Source organism: Achromobacter pulmonis, assembly GCF_002885955.2.
Lineage (GTDB): Bacteria > Pseudomonadota > Gammaproteobacteria > Burkholderiales > Burkholderiaceae_B > Achromobacter > Achromobacter pulmonis_A.
This window is the reverse complement of the sequence record NZ_POQS01000001.1, coordinates 750,472-768,425: the sequence shown is the minus strand read 5'-3', so window position 1 is coordinate 768,425 and position 17,954 is coordinate 750,472. Positions and strand designations below refer to the sequence as shown.

The following is a 17,954-nucleotide window of genomic DNA, read 5'->3' as shown; positions in this document are numbered from 1 at the left end:
CCTGAGGGGTGCATGGCCGTCGCGACGGCGGTCGGGGTGGTCAGACGATGCCTTTGGCCCGCAGCTCGGCGATGCGCGCCTGGCTGAGGCCCAGGCGTTCGCGCAGCACGGCGTCGGTGTGCTCGCCCAGCGTCGGCGCGCCGCGCTCGTAGCGCAGCGGCGTGTCGCTCAGGCGGATGGGGTTGGCCACGGAAGGCGTCTCCACGCCGGCGCCGTGCGGCAGCGACAGCTGCATGCCCCGGTGGCGCACGTGCGGGTCCTGGAACACCTGCTCCATGTCGTAGATGGGGCCGCAGGGCACGTTGACCGCCTGCAGCGTTTCGACCCATTCGGCCATGGTGCGCGCCAGCATGGCCTGGGCGATGGGCGGAATCAGCGTGGCGCGGTGGCGGTTGCGCGCGCCGGCCGTGGCGTAGCGCTCGTCGGCCGCCAGCTCGGCGCGGCCGATGGCGCCGCAGAAGGCGCGGAACTGGGCGTCGTTGCCCACCGCGACGATGACCTCGCCTTGCTTGCAGGCGAACACCTGGTAGGGAACCATGTTGGAATGGGCGTTGCCCATGCGCTGCGGCACCCGGCCGGACAGGAAGTAATTGATGGCCTGGTACGAGGAGATGGTGACCACGCAGTCCAGCAGCGACATGTCGATGTGCTGGCCCGCGCCGCTGACGTGGCGGTGTTCGACGGCGGCCAGGATGGCGGTGCTGGTGTAGACGCCGGTCAGGAGGTCCGTGATGGCGATGCCCGACTTCATCGGTTCGCCTGCGGGGTCGCCGGTGATGCTCATCAGCCCGCCCATGCCCTGGAACACGAAGTCGTAGCCGGGCAGCGGCGCGTACGGCCCGTCCTGCCCGAAGCCGGTGATCGAACAATAGATCAGGCGCGGGTTCACCGCCCGCAGGCTGTCGTAGTCCAGCCCGTAGCGCGCCAGGGTGCCGACCTTGTAGTTTTCCACCAGCACGTCCGAATCCCGCGCCAGCGCCACGATCAGCGCCTGGCCCTCGGGCTTGGCCAGGTCCACCGTGATGGAACGCTTGCCGCGGTTGGCGCTCAGGAAGTACGAGGAATCCCGGGTTTCGGCGCCGTCGGCGTCCACCAGGAAGGGCGGACCCCAGCCGCGGGTGTCGTCGCCTTCTCCGGGGCGCTCCACTTTGATGACCTCGGCCCCCATGTCGGCCAGCGTCTGCGTGGCCCAGGGGCCGGCCAGCACGCGCGTCAGGTCCAATACCTTCAGATGCGAAAGGGCACCGCGCGGACGCGCGGCGTCGGTATGGTCCGGCTCCATATGTCTCCGATCGGGGTGGGCCCCGTTATGTATGCGGACCACCTTAATGAGCGTGGGCCGCGGCGTCCAATATCGTTTTATGTGGCAGCGATTCGATTCCGGTATTGCCTGCCCGGCTTTATTACCGGAAGCAGTTAAGACATTCGATATTGATCGTTTGGATTCATATAACGAATTGTTAGATTGGAGCCTCGTTTTCCATCCGCCACGGCTCGTTCCATGAATCTCACCTTCGACCAAGTCCACAAGCATTTCGGCGACCTGCCGGTGGTGGACGGCTTCGCCAGCGAAATCAAGACCGGAGAACTGGTCGCCCTGGTCGGCCCGTCGGGCTGCGGCAAGTCGACCCTGCTGCACCTGGCGGCGGGCCTGGAAAAGCCCACGGCGGGCAGCGTGCTGGCCGACGGCCAGGCCGTCGCCGGCCCGCATCCCAGCCGCACGCTGGTGTTCCAGGAGCACGCGCTCTATCCCTGGCTGACGCTGCTGGACAACGTGGCCCTGGCGCTGGAGTTCCAAAACACGCCCAAGGCCCGCGCCCGCGAGGCCGCGCGCCAGTGGCTGGCCCGCGTCAGCCTGGCCGGCTTCGAGGACTACTACCCGCACCAGGTGTCCGGCGGCATGCGCCAGCGCGCCGCGCTGGCCCGCGCCTTCATCGCGCAGCCGCAGACCCTGCTCATGGACGAGCCCTTCGGCGCGCTGGACGCGCTGACCCGCCTGAGCCTGCAGGACGTGCTGCGCCAGCTGATCGCCCAGGAAAAGCCCACCGTGCTGCTCGTCACCCACGACGTGGACGAAGCCCTGTTCCTGGCCGACCGCATCATCGTGTTCAGCCCGCGCCCGGCGCGGGTGCTGCGCGAGTTCAACCTGGCGCACCACGAAAAGACCCACGACCTGTCCGGCCTGGCCGCCGAAAAGCGCGAGATCCTGCGCCTGCTCGGCATCGCCGTGGACGGGTCCGACGCGCACGCCGACCTCGCCCTGGCCGCCTGACGGCGCGGCGTGCCTGTTTTTCGCGGCGGCGCGCAAGCGCCGCCGTTTCCGATTCCCCTGGAGCTCCCTCATGAAATTCAAGCAATGGCTGTCCCTGCCGCTGGCCGCGGCGCTGCTGGCAGCGGCCCCCGCGATGGCCGCCGAAAAATTCCGCGTGGGCTATCTGCGCGTCATGGACGATGCGCAGGCCATCGTCGCCCAGGAAGGCGGCTACTACCAGAAGGCCGGCCTGGATTCCGAACTGATCGAATTCAAGTCGGGCACCGACCTCATCAAGGCCATCGTCGGCGGCCAGCTCGACATCGGCGTGCTGGGCTTCACCAACGCCGTGGCCTGGGCCTCCAAGGGCGCCGACCTGAAGGTCGTGGGCGGCGCGCAGCAGGGCTACCACTCGCTGATCGTGCGCGACGATACCGGCATCAAGGACATCGCCGGCCTCAAGGGCAAGACCCTGGCCTCGCAGGCCGAAGGCAGCACGGCCGACGTGGTGCTCAAGGGCGTGGTGCTCAAGCAGGGCAACCTGGCCGCCGACGACGTCAACATCATGGGCGTGAGCCCGGCCGTGGCGGTGCAGTCGCTGGTGGGCAAGCGCGTGGACGCGGCCTTCCTGTTCGAGCCCTACGACCGCATCGCGCAGCTGGTGGCCCCGGTCAAGCAGATCTATGAAGTCGGCCAGGCCTGGCCGTTTCCGTGCATGGTCGTGATCACCTCCGGCGAAACCCTGGCCAAGCGCAAGGACGACGTGTGGAAGGCGCTGGACGCGCAGAACCAGGCCATCGAGCTGCTGCAGAAGCAGCCGGCCCAGGCCTCCAAGCTGATCGCCTCCTACTTCATCGCCGAGCCCACGCTCAAGACCCTGACCCGCGGCGAACTGCCGCGCGAGACGGTGATCGCCGAAGCCATCGGCACGCAGGTGTTCACGCCCAAGCTGACCGAGAAGGACACGCGCCGCATGCAGGAGATCGCCGACATCCTGCAGGCCCAGGGTTCCTTGAAGACGCGTGACGGCAAGCCGTACGACGTCTCCAGCATCGTCGACCTGTCCTGGCAAGAGGCTCGCAAGCTTTGAGCGCATCCACCCGAGTCACCGGCGCCCGCAAGCATCTGGCGGGCGTGCTGGGCGTATTGTTCATCCTGGCCCTGTGGCAGCTGGCTTCGCTGGCGCTGCCGGACTTCCTGATGCCGGGCGTGCCCACCGTCGTCGAGCGCCTGTTCGAGGACCTGGGCAAGCAGTCCTTCCACCAGAGCCTGCTGGGCACGCTGGGACGCCTGGGCGCGGGCTACGGCCTGGCGCTGGCCGCCGGCATCGGCTTCGGGCTGGTGGCGGCCGTGCTGTTCTTCTTCCGCGAAGTGCTGCGCAGCGCCATCGTCATCCTGCAATCGATCCCGTCGATCGCCTGGGTGCCGCTGTTCCTGATCGTGATGGGCTTCGGCAACACGCCCATCATCGTGGTGGTGGCGCTGTCGGCCTTCTTCCCGGCCGCGCTCAGCGTGATGAACGCCACCGAATCGGTGCAGCGCGTGCACGTCTCGGCCGCGCGCGTCATGGGCGCCACGCCCTGGGGTTTGGTCAAGCGCGTCTACCTGCCGGCCGTGATGCCCGAGCTCATCACCGGCGCGCAGCTGGCTTTCGGCAACGCCTGGCGCGCGCTGATCTCGGCCGAGATGCTGATCGGTTTCGGCAAGGGCCTGGGCCGTTCGCTGGCCTATTCGGGCGAGATCGCCGACATGACCGGCGTCATGACCAACATCCTGGTCATCGCGGTGCTGGCGGCGCTGATCGACCAGTTCGTGCTCGAAAACCTCAAGCACCGCCTGCTGCGCTACCAGTACGTGTGAACGACATGGCGACCCGCAACCTTTCCGCCCGTCTGAGGCTGCTCGCGCTCGGCGCCTGCCTGGCGCTGTCGGGCGCGGCGCAGGCGCAGCCCGAAGCCTTCGCCGCGGCGCGCGCGCGCGGCGAGCTGGTGGTGGGCGTGCCGTACCTGGCGCCGCCGCCCGCGGCCGGCGCCAAGATCCGCACGCCGGACGGGCTGGACGCCGCCATGGCCGAGCGGCTCGGGCAGAGCCTGGGTCTGCCGGTGCGGCTGCGCGAGCTGCCGCCGGCCGCCGCCGCGGCCGCGCTCGCGGCGGGCGAGGTGGATCTCGCTTTGGCCGAGGGCGGCGCGGACCAGCCGGGCCCGGTCGCCGCGCAGCCCACGGGCTACGCCTATCGCCCCAAGGCCGTGATCCGCAGCGACACCCGCCTGCGCCAGCCGGCCGACGCGCGCGGACGCAGCGTCTGCATGGCCGAGGCCGCGTCGGCCTCGCGCGAACTGGCGCAGCGCTGGGGCGCGGTGGTGCGCACCTATCGCGTGCCGTCCGACGCCCTGGTCGCGGTGCGCGAAGGCAGCTGCGACATCGGCCTGGTGGACGACGCGGTGTGGGAGCCGCTGATGCGCTTTCCGGAATGGAAGAAGTTTTCGTCCACGCTGGCCGCCGACGGCGCGCGGCATGAACGCGTCTGGCTGCTGCCGGCCGACGCCGCGGCCAGCCGGGGCTGGCTGGCGCAGGAAATGCGCGCCTGGGAGCGCGCCGGCGCCTGGCGCGCCATGACCGCCAAATGGGCGCGCGACGTCGCCTTCGACGTCTATCTGGACCAGGAAGTGCCCGACTGCCACGGCTAGCGTCGCGCTGCACTTACAATGCCGGGCATGACGCACACGCTGACCGCGCCCTGTTCCTACCAGGAAGACATCAAGAAAAGCCGCTTCGCCGCCTACGCGGCGCCGGTGGCGACGGTGGAGGAGGCCATGCGCTTCTTCGCCGAACACAGCGACCCCGAGGCGACCCACAACTGCTGGGCCTACCGCATCGGCCAGGAATACCGCTTCAACGACGACGGCGAGCCGGGCGGCACCGCCGGCCGCCCCATACTGCAGGCCATCGAAGGCCAGGACATGGACCGGGTGGCCGTGCTGGTGGTGCGCTGGTTCGGAGGCGTGAAGCTGGGCGCGGGCGGCCTGGTGCGCGCCTATGGCGGCTGCGCGGCGAACTGCCTGCGGCTGGGGCAGCGCACCGAAATCGTGGACCTCGCCACGGTTTCCTGCAGCTGCGGCTTTGCCGAACTGCCGCTGCTCAAATCCCGGCTGGCGCAGGCCGGCGCCGCCATCGTGCAGGAGGATTTCAACGAAGCCGGCGTGACGCTGCGCTTTTCCGTGCCGCGCGGCGCGGTCGATGAACTGGCGCTGACCGTGGCCAACATCACGCGCGGGCGGGCAGGGTGGGAGGTGGAGTGACCGGGGCGCGCTGACTACCGGCGCGCGCGGATCGCATCCACCCGTTCCTGCGTGGGCGGATGGCTCGACAGCCAGCCCGGCAGGCCCTCGCCCGACGCCGCGCTCAGGCGCTCGAGCATGAGCGCCAGCGTGTCGGGATTCTTGCCGGCCCGTCGCATCAGGGCGGCCCCGCGCGCGTCGGCTTCACGCTCGAAGCCGCGCGAGTAGCCCAGGTCGAGCAGGCCGGCGCCCAGCGTGCCGAGGTCGTATACCGCGCCGACGCCGTCCCCGGTCATGAGCATGAGCACGACGGACAGGCCCGCGAGGCGGCCCAGGCGGCGCATGCCGTGCCGGTACTCGACGTGGGAGATCTCGTGCGCGAGCACGCCGGCCAGGTCGGCGGGCCGGGGCGCCAGCGCAACCAGCTCGTCGGTGACCACGACCTGGCCGCCGGGCAAGGCCAGCGCATTGGCGCCCACCAGCTTGCCGCCGCGCCGAAAAATCAGCCCGAGGCTGCCGGGCGGCGCGCTGGCATGGACGGACAGATCGTTGAATTCGGCCTCGATGGCCTGTCGCGTGGCAACGGGCAGATCGCTGTGTTGAAAGGAGAGGCGGTCCAGCGTGTCCAGCAACGCGGCGCCGATGCGGGCCTCGGCCGCGCGCGGCACGAAACGCGATGCCGCGTCGCCCAGCCAGGGCACGGCCCAGCGCAGTCCGATGAGCACCGCCACCAGGGCCAGCGCCGCCGTCAGCGTGAGCCGCAACGTGCCGAGGCGTTCCAGGCGGTGCAACAGGCCAGGTCCGCGGCGGCTCAGGGCGTCGACCCGGTCGTTGTCGAAGGTCTCGAACACGGCGCCGCCGGGCAAGGTCGCGCGCCGCGCCGTATCGGCGATGCGGCTGGACCAGCGCAGCGCGCTGGGCGCCAGCACCCGCGGCGTACCGCCATCGTTTAGCAGCAGGGAACCGTCGGCTTGCCGCGTGAGCGTGGCCGGGCGGTGCGCGGCGGCGCCGGACTCGAACAGACGTCCTCGCACCGGACCGGGATCAGAACATGGCCGCGCTGCCAAAGCCTTCGAGCTCGCTGAATTCGCTGCCGAAGCTGCCTGGCGCGTTCTGCTGCTGCGAGACCAGTTCGTCCAGTCCCGGCGCGGCCAGCACGGTCAGGCTTTGTGTCAGGTAGCGGTAGTGGCGCACGCGCGCCCAGGGGTAGGCCAGCCCGAGCGTGACGACGGCGGCCACCAGGCCGGAAATCACGATCCAGATCAGGACCAGCGGCGACAGCCGGCTCTGCATGCGGTGTCCGCCCGTCAGGGTCAGGCGCTTGAACAGCTCGTTGCGCAGGCAGGCGCCGTAGTACAGCCCGGCGATGAAAAACGCGGCGTAGAAGCTGGGGCCCAGCGCCGCGATGAGCAGCTTGAGCAGGCCCGAATCATAGGCCGGAGGCCGGCCCTCGGGGGCGTACAGGAAGGCGTACCAGTCGAGCGCCAGCGTCTCCATCGAGACGTCGATGCCATCGGCCGCGGCGACGGCGGCCGCCAGCAGCAGGCCCAGGATCATGATCACGAAGAACACCAGGATGCTGAGGACGAGCGCGCCGTACAGCGCGCCCAGCCGCGGGGTGCTGGCGAAGGCGGCGTTGCCGTAGCGGTAGCCGCCGGCCACGTAGCGTCCCGCCATGCGCGAGGCGAGCGGGGTCAGCAGCCCGAGCGTCAATACCGCGAGCGCGGGCATGAGCAGAAAGACGCAAGCCGCGCGCATGTAATTGCCCTGGAAGCCGAAACGCACATTCCTCCAGGACATCATGGCCGCGCTGAAACGCAGGCCCGCGTTGACCGTCCAGGACAGGAGGCACAGGATGGCGATGGTGACGGCCAGGCTGCCGGCCGGCGATAGCCGGCTGATTATGGAAGCGGCGACGAGCACCGCCAACGCGATGATCCGGCCGACAAGAATCTGCCGGCCTGTCGCGTGATAGTCGAAGCTGTGGCCGTCGATGCGCGTGTGCCCGTAGAACCAGCGCCGGGTGCGCACCTTGGCCCAGGCGGACCAGACGCCCAGCGTGACGACGGTGAGCAGCACGTTCACGATCCAGACGCGGAAGTAATCGAGCGCGCGCCCGTGGAATTCGACCGGCAGGGTGCGCCGCGGGCCTGCGGCGGAATCGGTGGGGAGGGGGGCTGGACCGGGGACCTGATCGCCGGCCGTGATCGGTGGATTCATCGGCACATTTCCAGGGTGGGGAACGTGCGTGAATCGTATTGAGTATCTATCTCATCTATATATGAGATGGGTCTGATACAAGCTTGCCGGAAAATGGCGGCCTGCGCCGCCCGGTGGGCTGCGCGCGCTGGGCGGTGGTGTGTTTGCCCCGGTGCGCGCGCGCCATGCCCATCCTACGCCATCACGTCAGCGCGCGATTACGCGTCCGAGCCGTTCTGGGCGGCGGCGATTTCCTTGTGGACCTGTTCCATGTCCACTTCCTTGATCTTGGCCAGCAGTTCGTTCAATTGACCGCCGGACAGGGCGCCGGGCTGCGAGAACAGCAGCACCTTCTCCCGGAAGACCATCAGCGTGGGGATCGAGCGGATGCCCAGCGCGCCGGCCAGTTCCTGTTCGACGTCGGTGTTGACCTTGGCGAACGTGACGTCCGGGTGCTCGGTGGCGGCCTGCTCGAAGACCGGGGCGAAGCCGCGGCACGGGCCGCACCAGGACGCCCAGAAATCGACGATCAGGGTGCCGTCGGGAGTGATGGCATCCTGGAAGCTGTCTTTGGTGAGTTCAACAATACTCATTTTGCATCCTTGCCGCGTGTACGGCGAAAGCGGTGTCGGGGTTGGCGACGCTACGGCGTTCTATGCGCTTTTGGCCATAGTAGAGCGGGTGGCGGTCGCGTCGCAATGGTTGGCGCCGGGAGCGGGCGCGGTCGGGGACGCCTTCAGGCCGTGGCGTCCTGCTTCAGGGCTGCGACGATTTCGAAGGAGCGCAGGCGGTCGGCGATATCGTAGAAATCCGAGACGATCATGACCTCGTCGGCCTCGGTTTCGGCCACCAGCGCCTCCAGCTCGCGCCGCACGGTTTCCGGCCCGCCCACGATGGCGGCGCCCAGTCTTTGATTGACCGCTTCACGCTCCCATTCGTTCCACAGCCCGTCCATGCTGTCGACGGGCGGCTGCAGCTGCAGCCGGTTGCCGCGCACCAGGGACAGGAATTTCTGCTGCTGCGTGGTGGCCTGGCGGCGGGCCTGCTCGTCGGTTTCCGCGGCCACCACCGGCACGCCTATCATGGCGTAGGGGCGGGCCAGCGTCGCCGATGGCTTGAACAGATGGCGGTACAGCCGCATCGCCGCCATGCCCTCGGGCGAGAAATGCCCGGCGAACGAGAACGGCAGGCCCAGTTCGGCCGCCAGCCGCGCGCTGAAATCGCTGGAGCCGAGCAGCCAGATGGGGATGTCCAGGCCTTCGCCGGGTATGGCGCGCACCGGCTGGCCGGGCCGCGAAGGCGCCAGGAAGCCGCGCAGTTCCTCGACCAGCGAGGGGAACTCCAGGCCGCTGCGCGGGCCGCGGCGCAGCGCGTGCTGCGTGGCGCCGTCGCTGCCTGGCGCGCGCCCCAGGCCCAGGTCGATACGCCCCGGGTACAGGGTTTCGAGCGTGCCGAACTGTTCGGCGATGATCAGCGGCGCGTGGTTGGGCAGCATGACGCCGCCCGAACCCACCCGCAGGGTGCTGGTGTGCGCCGCCACGTGACCGATCAGCACCGCGGTGGCGCTGCTGGCCACGCCGTTGATGTTGTGGTGCTCGGCCAGCCAGAAGCGGCGGTAGCCCAGGCGCTCGACGTGCTGCGCCAGCGCCACCGTGTTGCGGAGGGCGTCGGCGGCGTCGCGGCCCTGCACGATGGGGGCCAGGTCGAGGACGGAAAACGGGATGCGGGCCAGGCTGCTCATCGGACTGCCCTGCAGAAGGGGGTGGGACGGTTGAAACGCAAGGTGGACTCCATATACAGGATACTTGGGGAGTGTATCGGCGATTTCAACCGCGGCCGCCAGCAACCTTATGCGCTGGCGGGTTGTATGGATTCAATCTATGTCCCCGATTGACGGGGACAATCGACGCAGCGTGCCGCTAGCCCGGATAGAAGGCGTAGCGGATCACGAACAGGGCCGCGACCAGCCAGGTGGCGGGATGCACGTCGCGCACCCGGCCGGTGGCGGTCTTGAGCACCACGTAGCTGATGAAGCCGAAGGCGATGCCGTTGGCGATCGAATACGTGAACGGCATGACCAGCGCGGTCAGCGCGGCCGGCGTGGCCTCGCACACGTCGTTCCAGTCGATGTCGATCAGTTCGCGCATCATCAGGCCGGCCACGTACAGCAGGGCGGGCGCGGTGGCGTAGGCCGGCACGGCGCCGGCCAGCGGCGAGATGAAGAGCGCGGCCAGAAACAGCAGCGCCACCACCAGCGCGGTCAGGCCGGTGCGTCCGCCCGCCTGCACGCCGGAGGCGCTTTCCACGTAGGCCGTGGTGCTGCTGGTGCCCAGCATCGAGCCGGCCACGATGGCCGAGCTGTCGGCGAACAGCGCGCGGCCCAGGCGGTTGGGCTTGTTCTCGGGCATCAGGCCGGCGCGCCGGGCCACGCCCACCAGCGTGCCGGTGGCGTCGAATACTTCGACCAGCACGAACACCAGGATCACGTGCACGAAGCCGCTGTGCAGGGCGCCCAGGATGTCTAGCTTGAACAGCGTCGGCGCCAGGCTGGGCGGCGCGGCGAAGATGCCCTTGAATTCGTTGTAGCCCAGCGCCATCGACAGCAGCGTGACCGCGACGATGCCGATCAGGATGGCGCCGCGCACGCGCAGCGCGTCCAGCGCGGCGATGATGAAAAAGCCCAGGATCGCGAACAGCGGGCCGGGCTTGGTCAGGTCGCCCAGCGTGACCTTGGTCGCCGGATGCGCGACCACGATGTCGGCGTTCGACAGCGCGATGATGGCCAGGAACAGCCCGATGCCCGCGGCGATGGCGCTGCGCAGCGAATGCGGGATGCCCTTGACCAGCCATACCCGGATGCCGGAGATCGTCAGGAACAGGAAAATCACGCCGGAGATGAACACCGCGCCCAGCGCCTGCTCCCAGGTGTAGCCCATGGTCTTGACCACGGTGAAGGCGAAGAACGCGTTCAGGCCCATGCCCGGGGCCATGCCGATGGGCCAGTTGGCGATCAGCGCCATCACCAGCGAGCCCAGCGCGGCGGCCAGGCAGGTGGCCACGAACACGGCGTTGCGGTCCATGCCCGTCGACGACAGGATGTCCGGATTGACGAATATGATGTACGACATCGTCAGGAATGTCGTCAGGCCCGCCACGAGCTCGGTACGGGCGTTCGTACCGTGTTCACGCAGCTTGAATAGCTTCTCCAGCATTCGAGTCCCCAGTATGTTTAACAGGCTTGCGGGCCGCTATTTTCGCATCAGTTGTAAACTCTGCCGCCATGATTATTCTCGGCTTTGAAAGCTCCTGCGACGAGACCGGCGTCGCGGCCGTCTGTACGGAACGCGGCCTGCTGGCCCACGCGCTGCACACCCAGATCGCCATGCACCAGGAATACGGCGGCGTGGTGCCGGAACTCGCCTCGCGCGACCACATCCGCCGCGTCATCCCGCTGACCCGCCAGGTGCTGGACGAAGCGGGCCTGCAGATGTCCGACGTGGGCGCGGTGGCCTACACCGCCGGCCCCGGCCTGGCCGGGGCCCTGCTGGTGGGCGCCAGCGTCGCGCAATCGTTCGCCTGGGCGCGCCATCTGCCGGCCATCGGCATCCATCACCTGGAAGGGCACCTGCTGTCGCCCATGCTGGCCGACCCGCGGCCCGACTTCCCGTTCGTGGCGCTGCTGGTGTCCGGCGGTCATACCCAGCTGATGCGGGTCGACGGCGTGGGCCGCTACGAACTGCTGGGCGAAACGCTGGACGACGCCGCCGGCGAGGCCTTCGACAAATCCGCCAAGCTGATGGGCCTGGGCTATCCGGGCGGCCCCGCGCTGGCCCGGCTGGCCGCCAGCGGCGACGCCGCGCGCTTCGACCTGCCGCGCCCCATGCTGCACAGCGGCGACCTGGATTTCAGCTTCAGCGGCCTGAAAACCGCCGTCCTGACCCGGGTCAAGGCCGCCGAGGCGGCGGGCGGCCTGGACGAACAGACCCGCGCCGACCTCGCCGCGGCCACGCAGGCCGCCATCGTCGAGGTGCTGGCGGCCAAGGCCGTGCGCGCGCTCAAGCAGACCGGCCTGAAGCGGCTGGTGGTGGCCGGCGGCGTGGGCGCCAACCAGTTGCTGCGCGCCCGCCTGGCGGCCGCGCTCAAGCCGCTGAAGGCGACCGCCTATTTCCCGCCGCTGGCGCTATGCACCGACAACGGCGCGATGATCGCGTTCGCGGCGGCCGAGCGGGTCAAGGCCGGACTGGCGGTGCTGGATGCGGACGCGCCGCACAGCTTCACGGTCAGGCCCCGGTGGGACCTGGCGGAGATCGGTTGAGCGGGCAGGGCGCCGCGCCGCCGCCTATTTCTTCTTGCCGCCGCCGATCCGGCTTTCCGTGCCCTGCACCAGGCGCGTGATGTTGGCGCGGTGGCGGTAGAACAGCAGCACGCCGATGATGACCAGCGCCACGCCCATGGCGGGCTGGGCGCGCCAGGCCAGGCCGGAGCCGAACACGTAGTACACGGGGGCGAAGAACGCCGCCACCAGCGAGGCCAGCGAGGAATAGCGGAAGAAGATGGCGACGATCAGCCAGGTCGCGGCCGTGGCCACCGCCAGCCAGGGCTGGATCGCCACCAGCACGCCCAGCGCGGTGGCCACGCCCTTGCCGCCCTTGAAGCCCAGGAACACCGGATACAGGTGGCCCACGAAAGCGGCCAGCGCCACCGCCGACAGCGGCCCGACGGGTATGCCGGGAGCGAGCTTTTCGGCCAGCCAGATCGCGAACCAGCCCTTGGCGGCGTCGCCCAGCAGGGTCAGCGCGGCGGCGGTCTTGTTGCCGGTGCGCAGCACGTTGGTGGCGCCGGGGTTCTTGGAGCCGTAGCTGCGCGGGTCCTGCAGGCCCATGAGCTTGCTGACCACCACCGCGAACGGCACCGAGCCGATCAGGTAGGCCAGCAGGATGAGCGCAAGATGGAACGCGAAGGAGGTTGCGGTGATCGCCATGGAAAGGGGGAGTCCGTTGGTATGTCGTAATGGCTGCGGATTCTACCGCGCCGCGCGCCGCGCCCGGCTACGGGTTATCGAGCGGGGCGCCGCCGCCCGGACCTCAACCCCGTCATCCGGATGGCCTCCGCGGACGGTACAATCGGACACGTCCACCGTGTCTTGTTTTCTTTCGGATGCACAATGCGAATTCTGGTTTCGAACGATGATGGTTACTCCGCCCCCGGGCTCGAAGCGCTGGTGTCGGCGCTGCAAGGCCTGGGCGACCTCACCGTCGTCGCGCCCGAGACCAACCACAGCGGCGCCTCCAACTCCCTCACGCTGAACCGCCCCTTGTCGGTGCGCACCGCCTCCAACGGCTTCATCGCGGTCAACGGCACGCCGTCGGACTGCGTGCACGTGGCGCTCACCGGCCTGATGGACGCGCGCCCGGACCTGGTGGTCTCGGGCATCAACAACGGCGCCAACATGGGCGACGACACGCTTTATTCGGGCACCGTGGCCGCGGCCAGCGAAGGCTATCTGTTCGGCATTCCCGCCATCGCCTTCTCGCTGGCCGAAAAAGGCTGGGCCCACATCGAAGACGCCGCGCGCGCCGCGCGCCAGGTGGTCGAGCGCCATCTGGCCCAGCCGCTGGCCGCGCCGGTGCTGCTCAACGTCAACATTCCCAGCCGCCGCTACGAAGACATGCGCGGCTTCGCCGTCACCCGCCTGGGCAAGCGCCATCCGTCGCAGCCGGTGGTGCGCACCACCACGCCTTACGGCGACACGGTGTACTGGATCGGCCCCGTGGGCCTGGCGGCCGACGCGGCTCCGGGCACGGACTTCCATGCCGTCGAGCAGGGCACCGTGTCGGTCACGCCGCTGCGGCTGGACCTGACCCAGCACAGCCAGCTCGACGAGATCCGTAACTGGGCGGAGCCGCTATGCGCAAACGCATAAGCCAGCCGGACGTGTCGCAGCCCGTGCCCGGCCGCAGCGGCCCGGCGCGCTACGACTCTGGCCGGCTCAGCCCCGGCGTCACGCCGGCCAACAGCAATACCCGGATTTCCGCGGCCACGCTGCCGCGCCAGGCCCAGGCGCCGGCGCCGGCCTCCGGCGGCAACCTGGGCCTGAACTCCGACCGCCTGCGCCAGGCCATGGTGCAGCGCCTGCGCGCGCAAGGCATCAGCGACGAGCGCGTGCTCAACGCGATGGGCGCGGTGCCGCGCCACCTGTTCGTCGACGAGGCGCTGGCCAGCCGCGCCTACGAAGACGCGGCGCTGCCCATCGGCCATTCGCAAACCATTTCACAGCCCTGGGTGGTGGCGCGCATGATCGCCGCGGTCTGCGAGGACCGCGCGCCCACGCGGGTGCTGGAAGTCGGCGCCGGCTGCGGCTACCAGGCCGCGGTGCTGGCGCAGTTCGTGCGCGAGGTGCATACCATCGAGCGCATCCGCGGACTGTACGAACTGGCGCGCGGACACCTGCGCGCCTTGCGGCTGACGACGAGGATACGCCTCATCTACGGCGACGGCATGCTGGGCCTGCCCGGCGTGGCGCCGTTCGATGCTATCGTTGTGGCTGCCGCTGGCCTGGCCATCCCGCAAGCGCTGCTTTCGCAGCTGGCGCCGGGGGGCCGCCTGATCGCTCCGGAAGGGGGCGCCAACCAGCGCCTGGTTCTGATCGAACGCACGGGCGCGGCCAGCTGGAAACGCACAGAATTAGAGGCCGTGCGCTTTGTGCCGCTACGGGCCGGAATACAATCTTGAGCAAACAGGAGAAACGTATGCTCAACGGGCAGTTGCAACTGACCGATATCACTCTGGGCGCGCCGTCGGCGCGCCTGCGTCGCCCGCTCTTCATCGCGGGGGCGCTCAGCCTGGCCATCCTGGCTGGCTGCGCATCCAAAGGCACTCGCGCGCCCGTGGTCGACATGACCGGCGGGCAGCCCGCGCCCGCCACCCAGCCCGGCGGCACCTATGTGGTCAAGCCGGGCGACACGCTTTACAAGATCGCCCGCGCCAACAACGTGGACATCGAGAACGTCAAGCGCTGGAACAACCTCAGCGACCCCAACCAGATCTCCGTCGGCCAGGTGCTGAAGATGTCGGGCAGCGCCACCGGCGGCGCGCAGACCGCGCCGATCACCGGCACCAAGACGCAGCCGCGTCCGCTGGACCAGCCCGAAACCACCACGCCGCCGCCCGAAACCACGCCGACCCCGGCGCCGGCCCCGGTCGAGACCAAGCCCGCCACGCGCGCCGCCGACGCCGGCGTCATCAACTGGGGCTGGCCGGCCAACGGCCAGATCGTGCAGGGCTTCAACGCCAGCAGCAAGGGCATCGACATCGCCGGCGCGCTGGGCGATCCGGTCATCGCCGCGGCCGACGGCCTGGTCAAGTACAGCGGCAACGGCGTGCGCGGCCTGGGCAACCTCATCATCGTGGAGCACCAGAACGGCTTCATCACGGCCTATGCCCACAACCGTTCGGTGCTGGTCAAGACCGGCCAGACGGTCAAGCGCGGCGCCAAGATCGCCGAACTCGGCCAAAGCGACACGACCTCGCCGCGCCTGCACTTCGAAATCCGCCGCCAGGGCCAGCCGGTGGACCCCATGCAATACCTGCCCGCGCGATGACGCCCACCCTGGTATTCGACCTGGAAACCATCCCCGACGCCGAGGGGCTGCGCAAGCTCAACGGCTGGGGGCCCGAGGTTTCCGACCAGGAAGTGATCGAGCGCGCGCTGGCCGCGCGCCGCGAGGCGGTGGGCCACGACTTCCTGCCGCTGCACCTGCACAAGGTGGCGGTGGTGGGCTGCGTGTTCCGCGACGACCAGGGCTTTCGCGTCAAGACGCTGGGCCAGGCCGACGACCCCGAGGCCGCCTTGCTGGCGGGCTTCTTCAAGACCATCGAACGCTACACGCCCAAGCTCGTGAGCTGGAACGGTTCGGGTTTCGACCTGCCGGTGCTGCACTACCGCAGCCTGATCCAGGGCGTGCCGGCGCCGCGCTACTGGGACATGGGCGAGGAAGACCGCGATTTCAAGTTCAACAACTACATCTCGCGCTACCACTCCCGCCACCTGGACCTGATGGACCTGCTGGCCAAGTACAACGGCCGCGCCAACGCGCCGCTGGACGAGCTGGCCAAGCTCTGCGGCTTTCCCGGCAAGCTGGGCATGGACGGCAGCAAGGTCTGGGAAGCCTGGAGCCAGGGCCGCGCCGACGAAGTGCGCGCCTATTGCGAAACCGACGTGGTCAACACCTGGCTGGTGTACTGCCGCTTCCGCTTCCTGCGCGGCGAACTCGACCGCGCCGCCTACGAGGCCGAGATCGCGCTGGTGCGCGACACCCTCGGCGCCAGCGACGCGCCGCACTGGAAGGAATACATGGCGGCCTGGGACGCCAACTGAGCGCAGCACACCCGCGTGAAGGACGCCCCGCGCAAAGGGCGCCCCACGTAAAGGACGCCCCGCGCAATCGACTGAAACATCGCTTGCGCGCGCGAAACCCGGCTGAAACCGGGCGAATCGCACAATGGTCTCGCTTTCTTCACTCAAGGAGACCCACATGTCCCGATTCGCTATCCGCTCCAACCTGGCCGCTCTCGCTTTCGTCGTCGCTACCGGCGGCCTCGCGGCCGGCGCCGTCATGGCTGCTCCCACGGCTGACGGGGGCCCCGCCGCCATGCAGCAGCGCCATCACGGCGGCGGCGGCTTCCACAAAGCCATGCGCGACGGCCTGATGATTCCCGGCCTGGGTCCCGTGACCAAGGCGCAGGTCGCCGAACTCAAGCTGGACGAGAAACAGCAGGCCCTGTTCAAGACCGCCCAGGACAGCCAGCGCAGCCTGCACGAGGCGCGCCGCGAGGCCGGCGGCAAGCGCCATGACCTGCTCAAGGCGCAGCTCGACAGCGGCAAGCTGGACCCGCGCGCGCTGGTCGAAGCGTCCGACAAGTCGCGCGACGCCTTCGGCGCGCAGGCCAAGCAGGTGCGCGACCAGTGGCTGGCCGTCTGGGACAGCCTGAACGACACCCAGCGCGGCCAGGTCACCGCGATGGTCAAGGAGCGCCAGGCCCGCATGCAGGAGCGCCACGCCAAGATGGAAGCGCGCCACGGCAAGGGCAAGGCGCCCGCCGAAACGGCCCCGGCCGCCAACTGAACCCCGCACCCCGGCCGCAAGGCCGGCCGGTGATCGCAGCCCCCGCCACCGCCTGCGCGTGCCGGGGGCTCCCTGTTTTGGAGCATGGCGGCGCGCGGGCTGCACGCCGCTGGTGCATGAAAGGGCGATTCCGGGCGCTTCGGGGCTGCCGCCTGCGGCATCCGCGGCCTGGCATGGACATTGCTTGATGAGTCGGTAACCGGCCGCCGCTCCTGGCTGGCCGGCGCGGACGCGCCCCGAGGCCGTCCGCCTCCCTCGAATCCGACCAGGACTTTGCACCATGAAGAAGACGCTGCCCGCCTTGCCCTTTGTGCTTGCCGCCAGTTTCGCCGCGCCCGCGCTGGCCGAACCCACCGACCTGGGCGGCGGATTCGCGCTCAGCGGCAATGCCGCCATCGTCAGCGACTACCGGTTCCGCGGCTACTCGCAAACCGATTTCCGCCCGGCCGTGCAGCTGGGCTTCGACCTGACCCACAGCTCCGGCTTCTACCTGGGCAACTGGAACTCCAACGTCTCCGACTTCGTCTTCACCGACGGCAACCTGGAGATGGATTTCTATGGCGGCTGGAAGGGCGACGTCGGCGGCGGCTTCGCGCTCGACGCCGGCGTGCTGCATTACTACTATCCGGGCTCCAGCTCGCCCAAGGGCGGCAATTACAACAACACCGACCTGTACCTGGGCGTCTCCTACGGCAGCTACAGCCTGAAGTACTCGTACACGCCCAGCGATTTCTTCAGCACGCCCGACAGCAAGGGCACCTGGTACCTGGACGGCACGGCCAACTTCGACCTGGGCGACGGCTGGGGCCTGGTGGGCCACGTCGGCTACCAGAAGCTCAAGAACCAGACCGACATGGACGGCGACGCCATCGGCCATTACGTCGACTACAAGCTCGGCGTCACCAAGGACCTCAAGGGCTGGGTGCTGGGCCTGGCCGCCGTGGGCGCGACCCGTGACAACTGGCTGCCCACCAAGTACGGCCACCCCTCAGGGCGGCTGGGCGCAGTGTTTTCGGTGGCGCGCGCCTTCTGAGCGGCGGACGGGCCTCGGGCCATTTCCGGGATCGGGCGCAGTCCTTTTACAATACCGGGTTGCGTGTA

General features: G+C 69.2%; 19 protein-coding genes. 12 read left to right on the top strand and 7 right to left on the bottom strand.

Translation table 11 applies throughout. The features are described from left to right. Positions 1–40: 40 nt before the first annotated feature. Positions 41–1,282, bottom strand: coding sequence for a CaiB/BaiF CoA transferase family protein (locus tag C1I89_RS03520; RefSeq protein ID WP_102771381.1), 1,242 nt, complete (start codon positions 1,280–1,282; stop codon positions 41–43). 219 nt (positions 1,283–1,501) lie between these two features. Here C1I89_RS03520 and C1I89_RS03515 point away from each other — a divergent pair, with 219 nt between their 5' ends. The 5 genes from C1I89_RS03515 to C1I89_RS03495 all read left to right on the top strand — a co-directional run bounded on the left by C1I89_RS03515 (position 1,502) and on the right by C1I89_RS03495 (position 5,550). Next, complete coding sequence (locus C1I89_RS03515; protein ID WP_102771380.1) at positions 1,502–2,272, top strand: ABC transporter ATP-binding protein; 771 nt, start codon at positions 1,502–1,504, stop codon at positions 2,270–2,272. Between the two features lie 70 nt (positions 2,273–2,342). Next, positions 2,343–3,341 carry an ABC transporter substrate-binding protein gene (locus C1I89_RS03510; RefSeq protein WP_102771379.1) on the top strand — a complete coding sequence of 333 codons (999 nt, stop codon included), beginning with the start codon at positions 2,343–2,345 and terminating at the stop codon, positions 3,339–3,341. Further along, positions 3,338–4,111 (top strand): ABC transporter permease, encoded by a 774-nt coding sequence (locus C1I89_RS03505; protein WP_102771378.1) that lies wholly within the window; start codon positions 3,338–3,340, stop codon positions 4,109–4,111. The genes C1I89_RS03510 and C1I89_RS03505 overlap by 4 nt, the downstream gene beginning before the upstream one ends. Positions 4,112–4,116: 5 nt before the next feature. Continuing rightward, positions 4,117–4,938, top strand: a complete 822-nt coding sequence (locus C1I89_RS03500) for a transporter substrate-binding domain-containing protein (RefSeq protein ID WP_102771849.1) — start codon at positions 4,117–4,119, stop codon at positions 4,936–4,938. Between the two features lie 27 nt (positions 4,939–4,965). Then, positions 4,966–5,550: an IMPACT family protein gene (locus C1I89_RS03495; protein ID WP_102771848.1), complete on the top strand. Its 585-nt coding sequence runs from the start codon at positions 4,966–4,968 to the stop codon at positions 5,548–5,550. A gap of 14 nt (positions 5,551–5,564) precedes the next feature. On the opposite strand, the gene C1I89_RS03490 is transcribed toward C1I89_RS03495, so the two are convergent. From C1I89_RS03490 to C1I89_RS03470, 5 genes are all read right to left on the bottom strand, one after another. Then, positions 5,565–6,563: a M48 family metallopeptidase gene (locus tag C1I89_RS03490; RefSeq protein ID WP_181390877.1), complete on the bottom strand. Its 999-nt coding sequence runs from the start codon at positions 6,561–6,563 to the stop codon at positions 5,565–5,567. Between the two features lie 10 nt (positions 6,564–6,573). Then, a complete protein-coding gene (locus C1I89_RS03485; protein WP_102771376.1) occupies positions 6,574–7,749 on the bottom strand; it encodes a YjgN family protein in 1,176 nt (391 codons plus the stop codon). Positions 7,750–7,946: 197 nt separating this feature from the next. Continuing rightward, the gene (locus tag C1I89_RS03480; RefSeq protein WP_102771375.1) at positions 7,947–8,321 is read right to left on the bottom strand and encodes a thioredoxin family protein; all 375 of its coding nucleotides are present in this window, start codon (positions 8,319–8,321) and stop codon (positions 7,947–7,949) included. 143 nt (positions 8,322–8,464) lie between these two features. Continuing rightward, positions 8,465–9,469, bottom strand: a complete 1,005-nt coding sequence (locus tag C1I89_RS03475) for an LLM class flavin-dependent oxidoreductase (protein ID WP_102771374.1) — start codon at positions 9,467–9,469, stop codon at positions 8,465–8,467. A gap of 178 nt (positions 9,470–9,647) precedes the next feature. After that, positions 9,648–10,940 (bottom strand): NCS2 family permease, encoded by a 1,293-nt coding sequence (locus C1I89_RS03470; RefSeq protein ID WP_102771373.1) that lies wholly within the window; start codon positions 10,938–10,940, stop codon positions 9,648–9,650. Positions 10,941–11,008: 68 nt separating this feature from the next. Between C1I89_RS03470 and tsaD the strand changes: the two genes are divergently transcribed. Beyond that, a complete protein-coding gene (gene tsaD, locus C1I89_RS03465) occupies positions 11,009–12,043 on the top strand; it encodes a tRNA (adenosine(37)-N6)-threonylcarbamoyltransferase complex transferase subunit TsaD (RefSeq protein ID WP_102771372.1) in 1,035 nt (344 codons plus the stop codon). Between the two features lie 24 nt (positions 12,044–12,067). Here tsaD and plsY read toward each other — a convergent pair whose 3' ends face one another. Continuing rightward, entirely contained in the window at positions 12,068–12,709 is a 642-nt protein-coding gene (gene plsY, locus C1I89_RS03460) for a glycerol-3-phosphate 1-O-acyltransferase PlsY (RefSeq protein WP_102771371.1), read from the bottom strand. 183 nt (positions 12,710–12,892) lie between these two features. Here plsY and surE point away from each other — a divergent pair, with 183 nt between their 5' ends. From surE to C1I89_RS03430, 6 genes are all read left to right on the top strand, one after another. After that, on the top strand, positions 12,893–13,651 hold the full coding sequence (gene surE / locus C1I89_RS03455) for a 5'/3'-nucleotidase SurE (protein WP_102771370.1): 759 nt from the start codon (positions 12,893–12,895) through the stop codon (positions 13,649–13,651). Beyond that, positions 13,636–14,460: a protein-L-isoaspartate(D-aspartate) O-methyltransferase gene (locus C1I89_RS03450; RefSeq protein ID WP_168202108.1), complete on the top strand. Its 825-nt coding sequence runs from the start codon at positions 13,636–13,638 to the stop codon at positions 14,458–14,460. The genes surE and C1I89_RS03450 overlap by 16 nt, the downstream gene beginning before the upstream one ends. Positions 14,461–14,477: 17 nt before the next feature. Continuing rightward, positions 14,478–15,329, top strand: coding sequence for a peptidoglycan DD-metalloendopeptidase family protein (locus tag C1I89_RS03445; protein ID WP_102771369.1), 852 nt, complete (start codon positions 14,478–14,480; stop codon positions 15,327–15,329). After that, entirely contained in the window at positions 15,326–16,105 is a 780-nt protein-coding gene (locus C1I89_RS03440) for a 3'-5' exonuclease (RefSeq protein ID WP_102771368.1), read from the top strand. The genes C1I89_RS03445 and C1I89_RS03440 overlap by 4 nt, the downstream gene beginning before the upstream one ends. A 157-nt stretch (positions 16,106–16,262) precedes the next feature. Then, the gene (locus tag C1I89_RS03435) at positions 16,263–16,853 is read left to right on the top strand and encodes a hypothetical protein (protein ID WP_102771367.1); all 591 of its coding nucleotides are present in this window, start codon (positions 16,263–16,265) and stop codon (positions 16,851–16,853) included. A gap of 280 nt (positions 16,854–17,133) precedes the next feature. Then, a complete protein-coding gene (locus C1I89_RS03430; RefSeq protein WP_102771366.1) occupies positions 17,134–17,886 on the top strand; it encodes a TorF family putative porin in 753 nt (250 codons plus the stop codon). Positions 17,887–17,954: the final 68 nt, after the last annotated feature.

Coding starts and splice junctions, on each gene's coding strand:
- C1I89_RS03520 (WP_102771381.1), bottom strand. CDS start 1,282: ATGGAGCCGGACCATACCGACGCCGCGCGTCCGCGCGGTGCCCTTTCG.
- C1I89_RS03515 (WP_102771380.1), top strand. CDS start 1,502: ATGAATCTCACCTTCGACCAAGTCCACAAGCATTTCGGCGACCTGCCG.
- C1I89_RS03510 (WP_102771379.1), top strand. CDS start 2,343: ATGAAATTCAAGCAATGGCTGTCCCTGCCGCTGGCCGCGGCGCTGCTG.
- C1I89_RS03500 (WP_102771849.1), top strand. CDS start 4,117: ATGGCGACCCGCAACCTTTCCGCCCGTCTGAGGCTGCTCGCGCTCGGC.
- C1I89_RS03495 (WP_102771848.1), top strand. CDS start 4,966: ATGACGCACACGCTGACCGCGCCCTGTTCCTACCAGGAAGACATCAAG.
- C1I89_RS03485 (WP_102771376.1), bottom strand. CDS start 7,749: ATGAATCCACCGATCACGGCCGGCGATCAGGTCCCCGGTCCAGCCCCC.
- C1I89_RS03480 (WP_102771375.1), bottom strand. CDS start 8,321: ATGAGTATTGTTGAACTCACCAAAGACAGCTTCCAGGATGCCATCACT.
- C1I89_RS03475 (WP_102771374.1), bottom strand. CDS start 9,469: ATGAGCAGCCTGGCCCGCATCCCGTTTTCCGTCCTCGACCTGGCCCCC.
- C1I89_RS03470 (WP_102771373.1), bottom strand. CDS start 10,940: ATGCTGGAGAAGCTATTCAAGCTGCGTGAACACGGTACGAACGCCCGT.
- tsaD (WP_102771372.1), top strand. CDS start 11,009: ATGATTATTCTCGGCTTTGAAAGCTCCTGCGACGAGACCGGCGTCGCG.
- plsY (WP_102771371.1), bottom strand. CDS start 12,709: ATGGCGATCACCGCAACCTCCTTCGCGTTCCATCTTGCGCTCATCCTG.
- surE (WP_102771370.1), top strand. CDS start 12,893: ATGCGAATTCTGGTTTCGAACGATGATGGTTACTCCGCCCCCGGGCTC.
- C1I89_RS03450 (WP_168202108.1), top strand. CDS start 13,636: ATGCGCAAACGCATAAGCCAGCCGGACGTGTCGCAGCCCGTGCCCGGC.
- C1I89_RS03445 (WP_102771369.1), top strand. CDS start 14,478: ATGCTCAACGGGCAGTTGCAACTGACCGATATCACTCTGGGCGCGCCG.
- C1I89_RS03440 (WP_102771368.1), top strand. CDS start 15,326: ATGACGCCCACCCTGGTATTCGACCTGGAAACCATCCCCGACGCCGAG.
- C1I89_RS03435 (WP_102771367.1), top strand. CDS start 16,263: ATGTCCCGATTCGCTATCCGCTCCAACCTGGCCGCTCTCGCTTTCGTC.
- C1I89_RS03430 (WP_102771366.1), top strand. CDS start 17,134: ATGAAGAAGACGCTGCCCGCCTTGCCCTTTGTGCTTGCCGCCAGTTTC.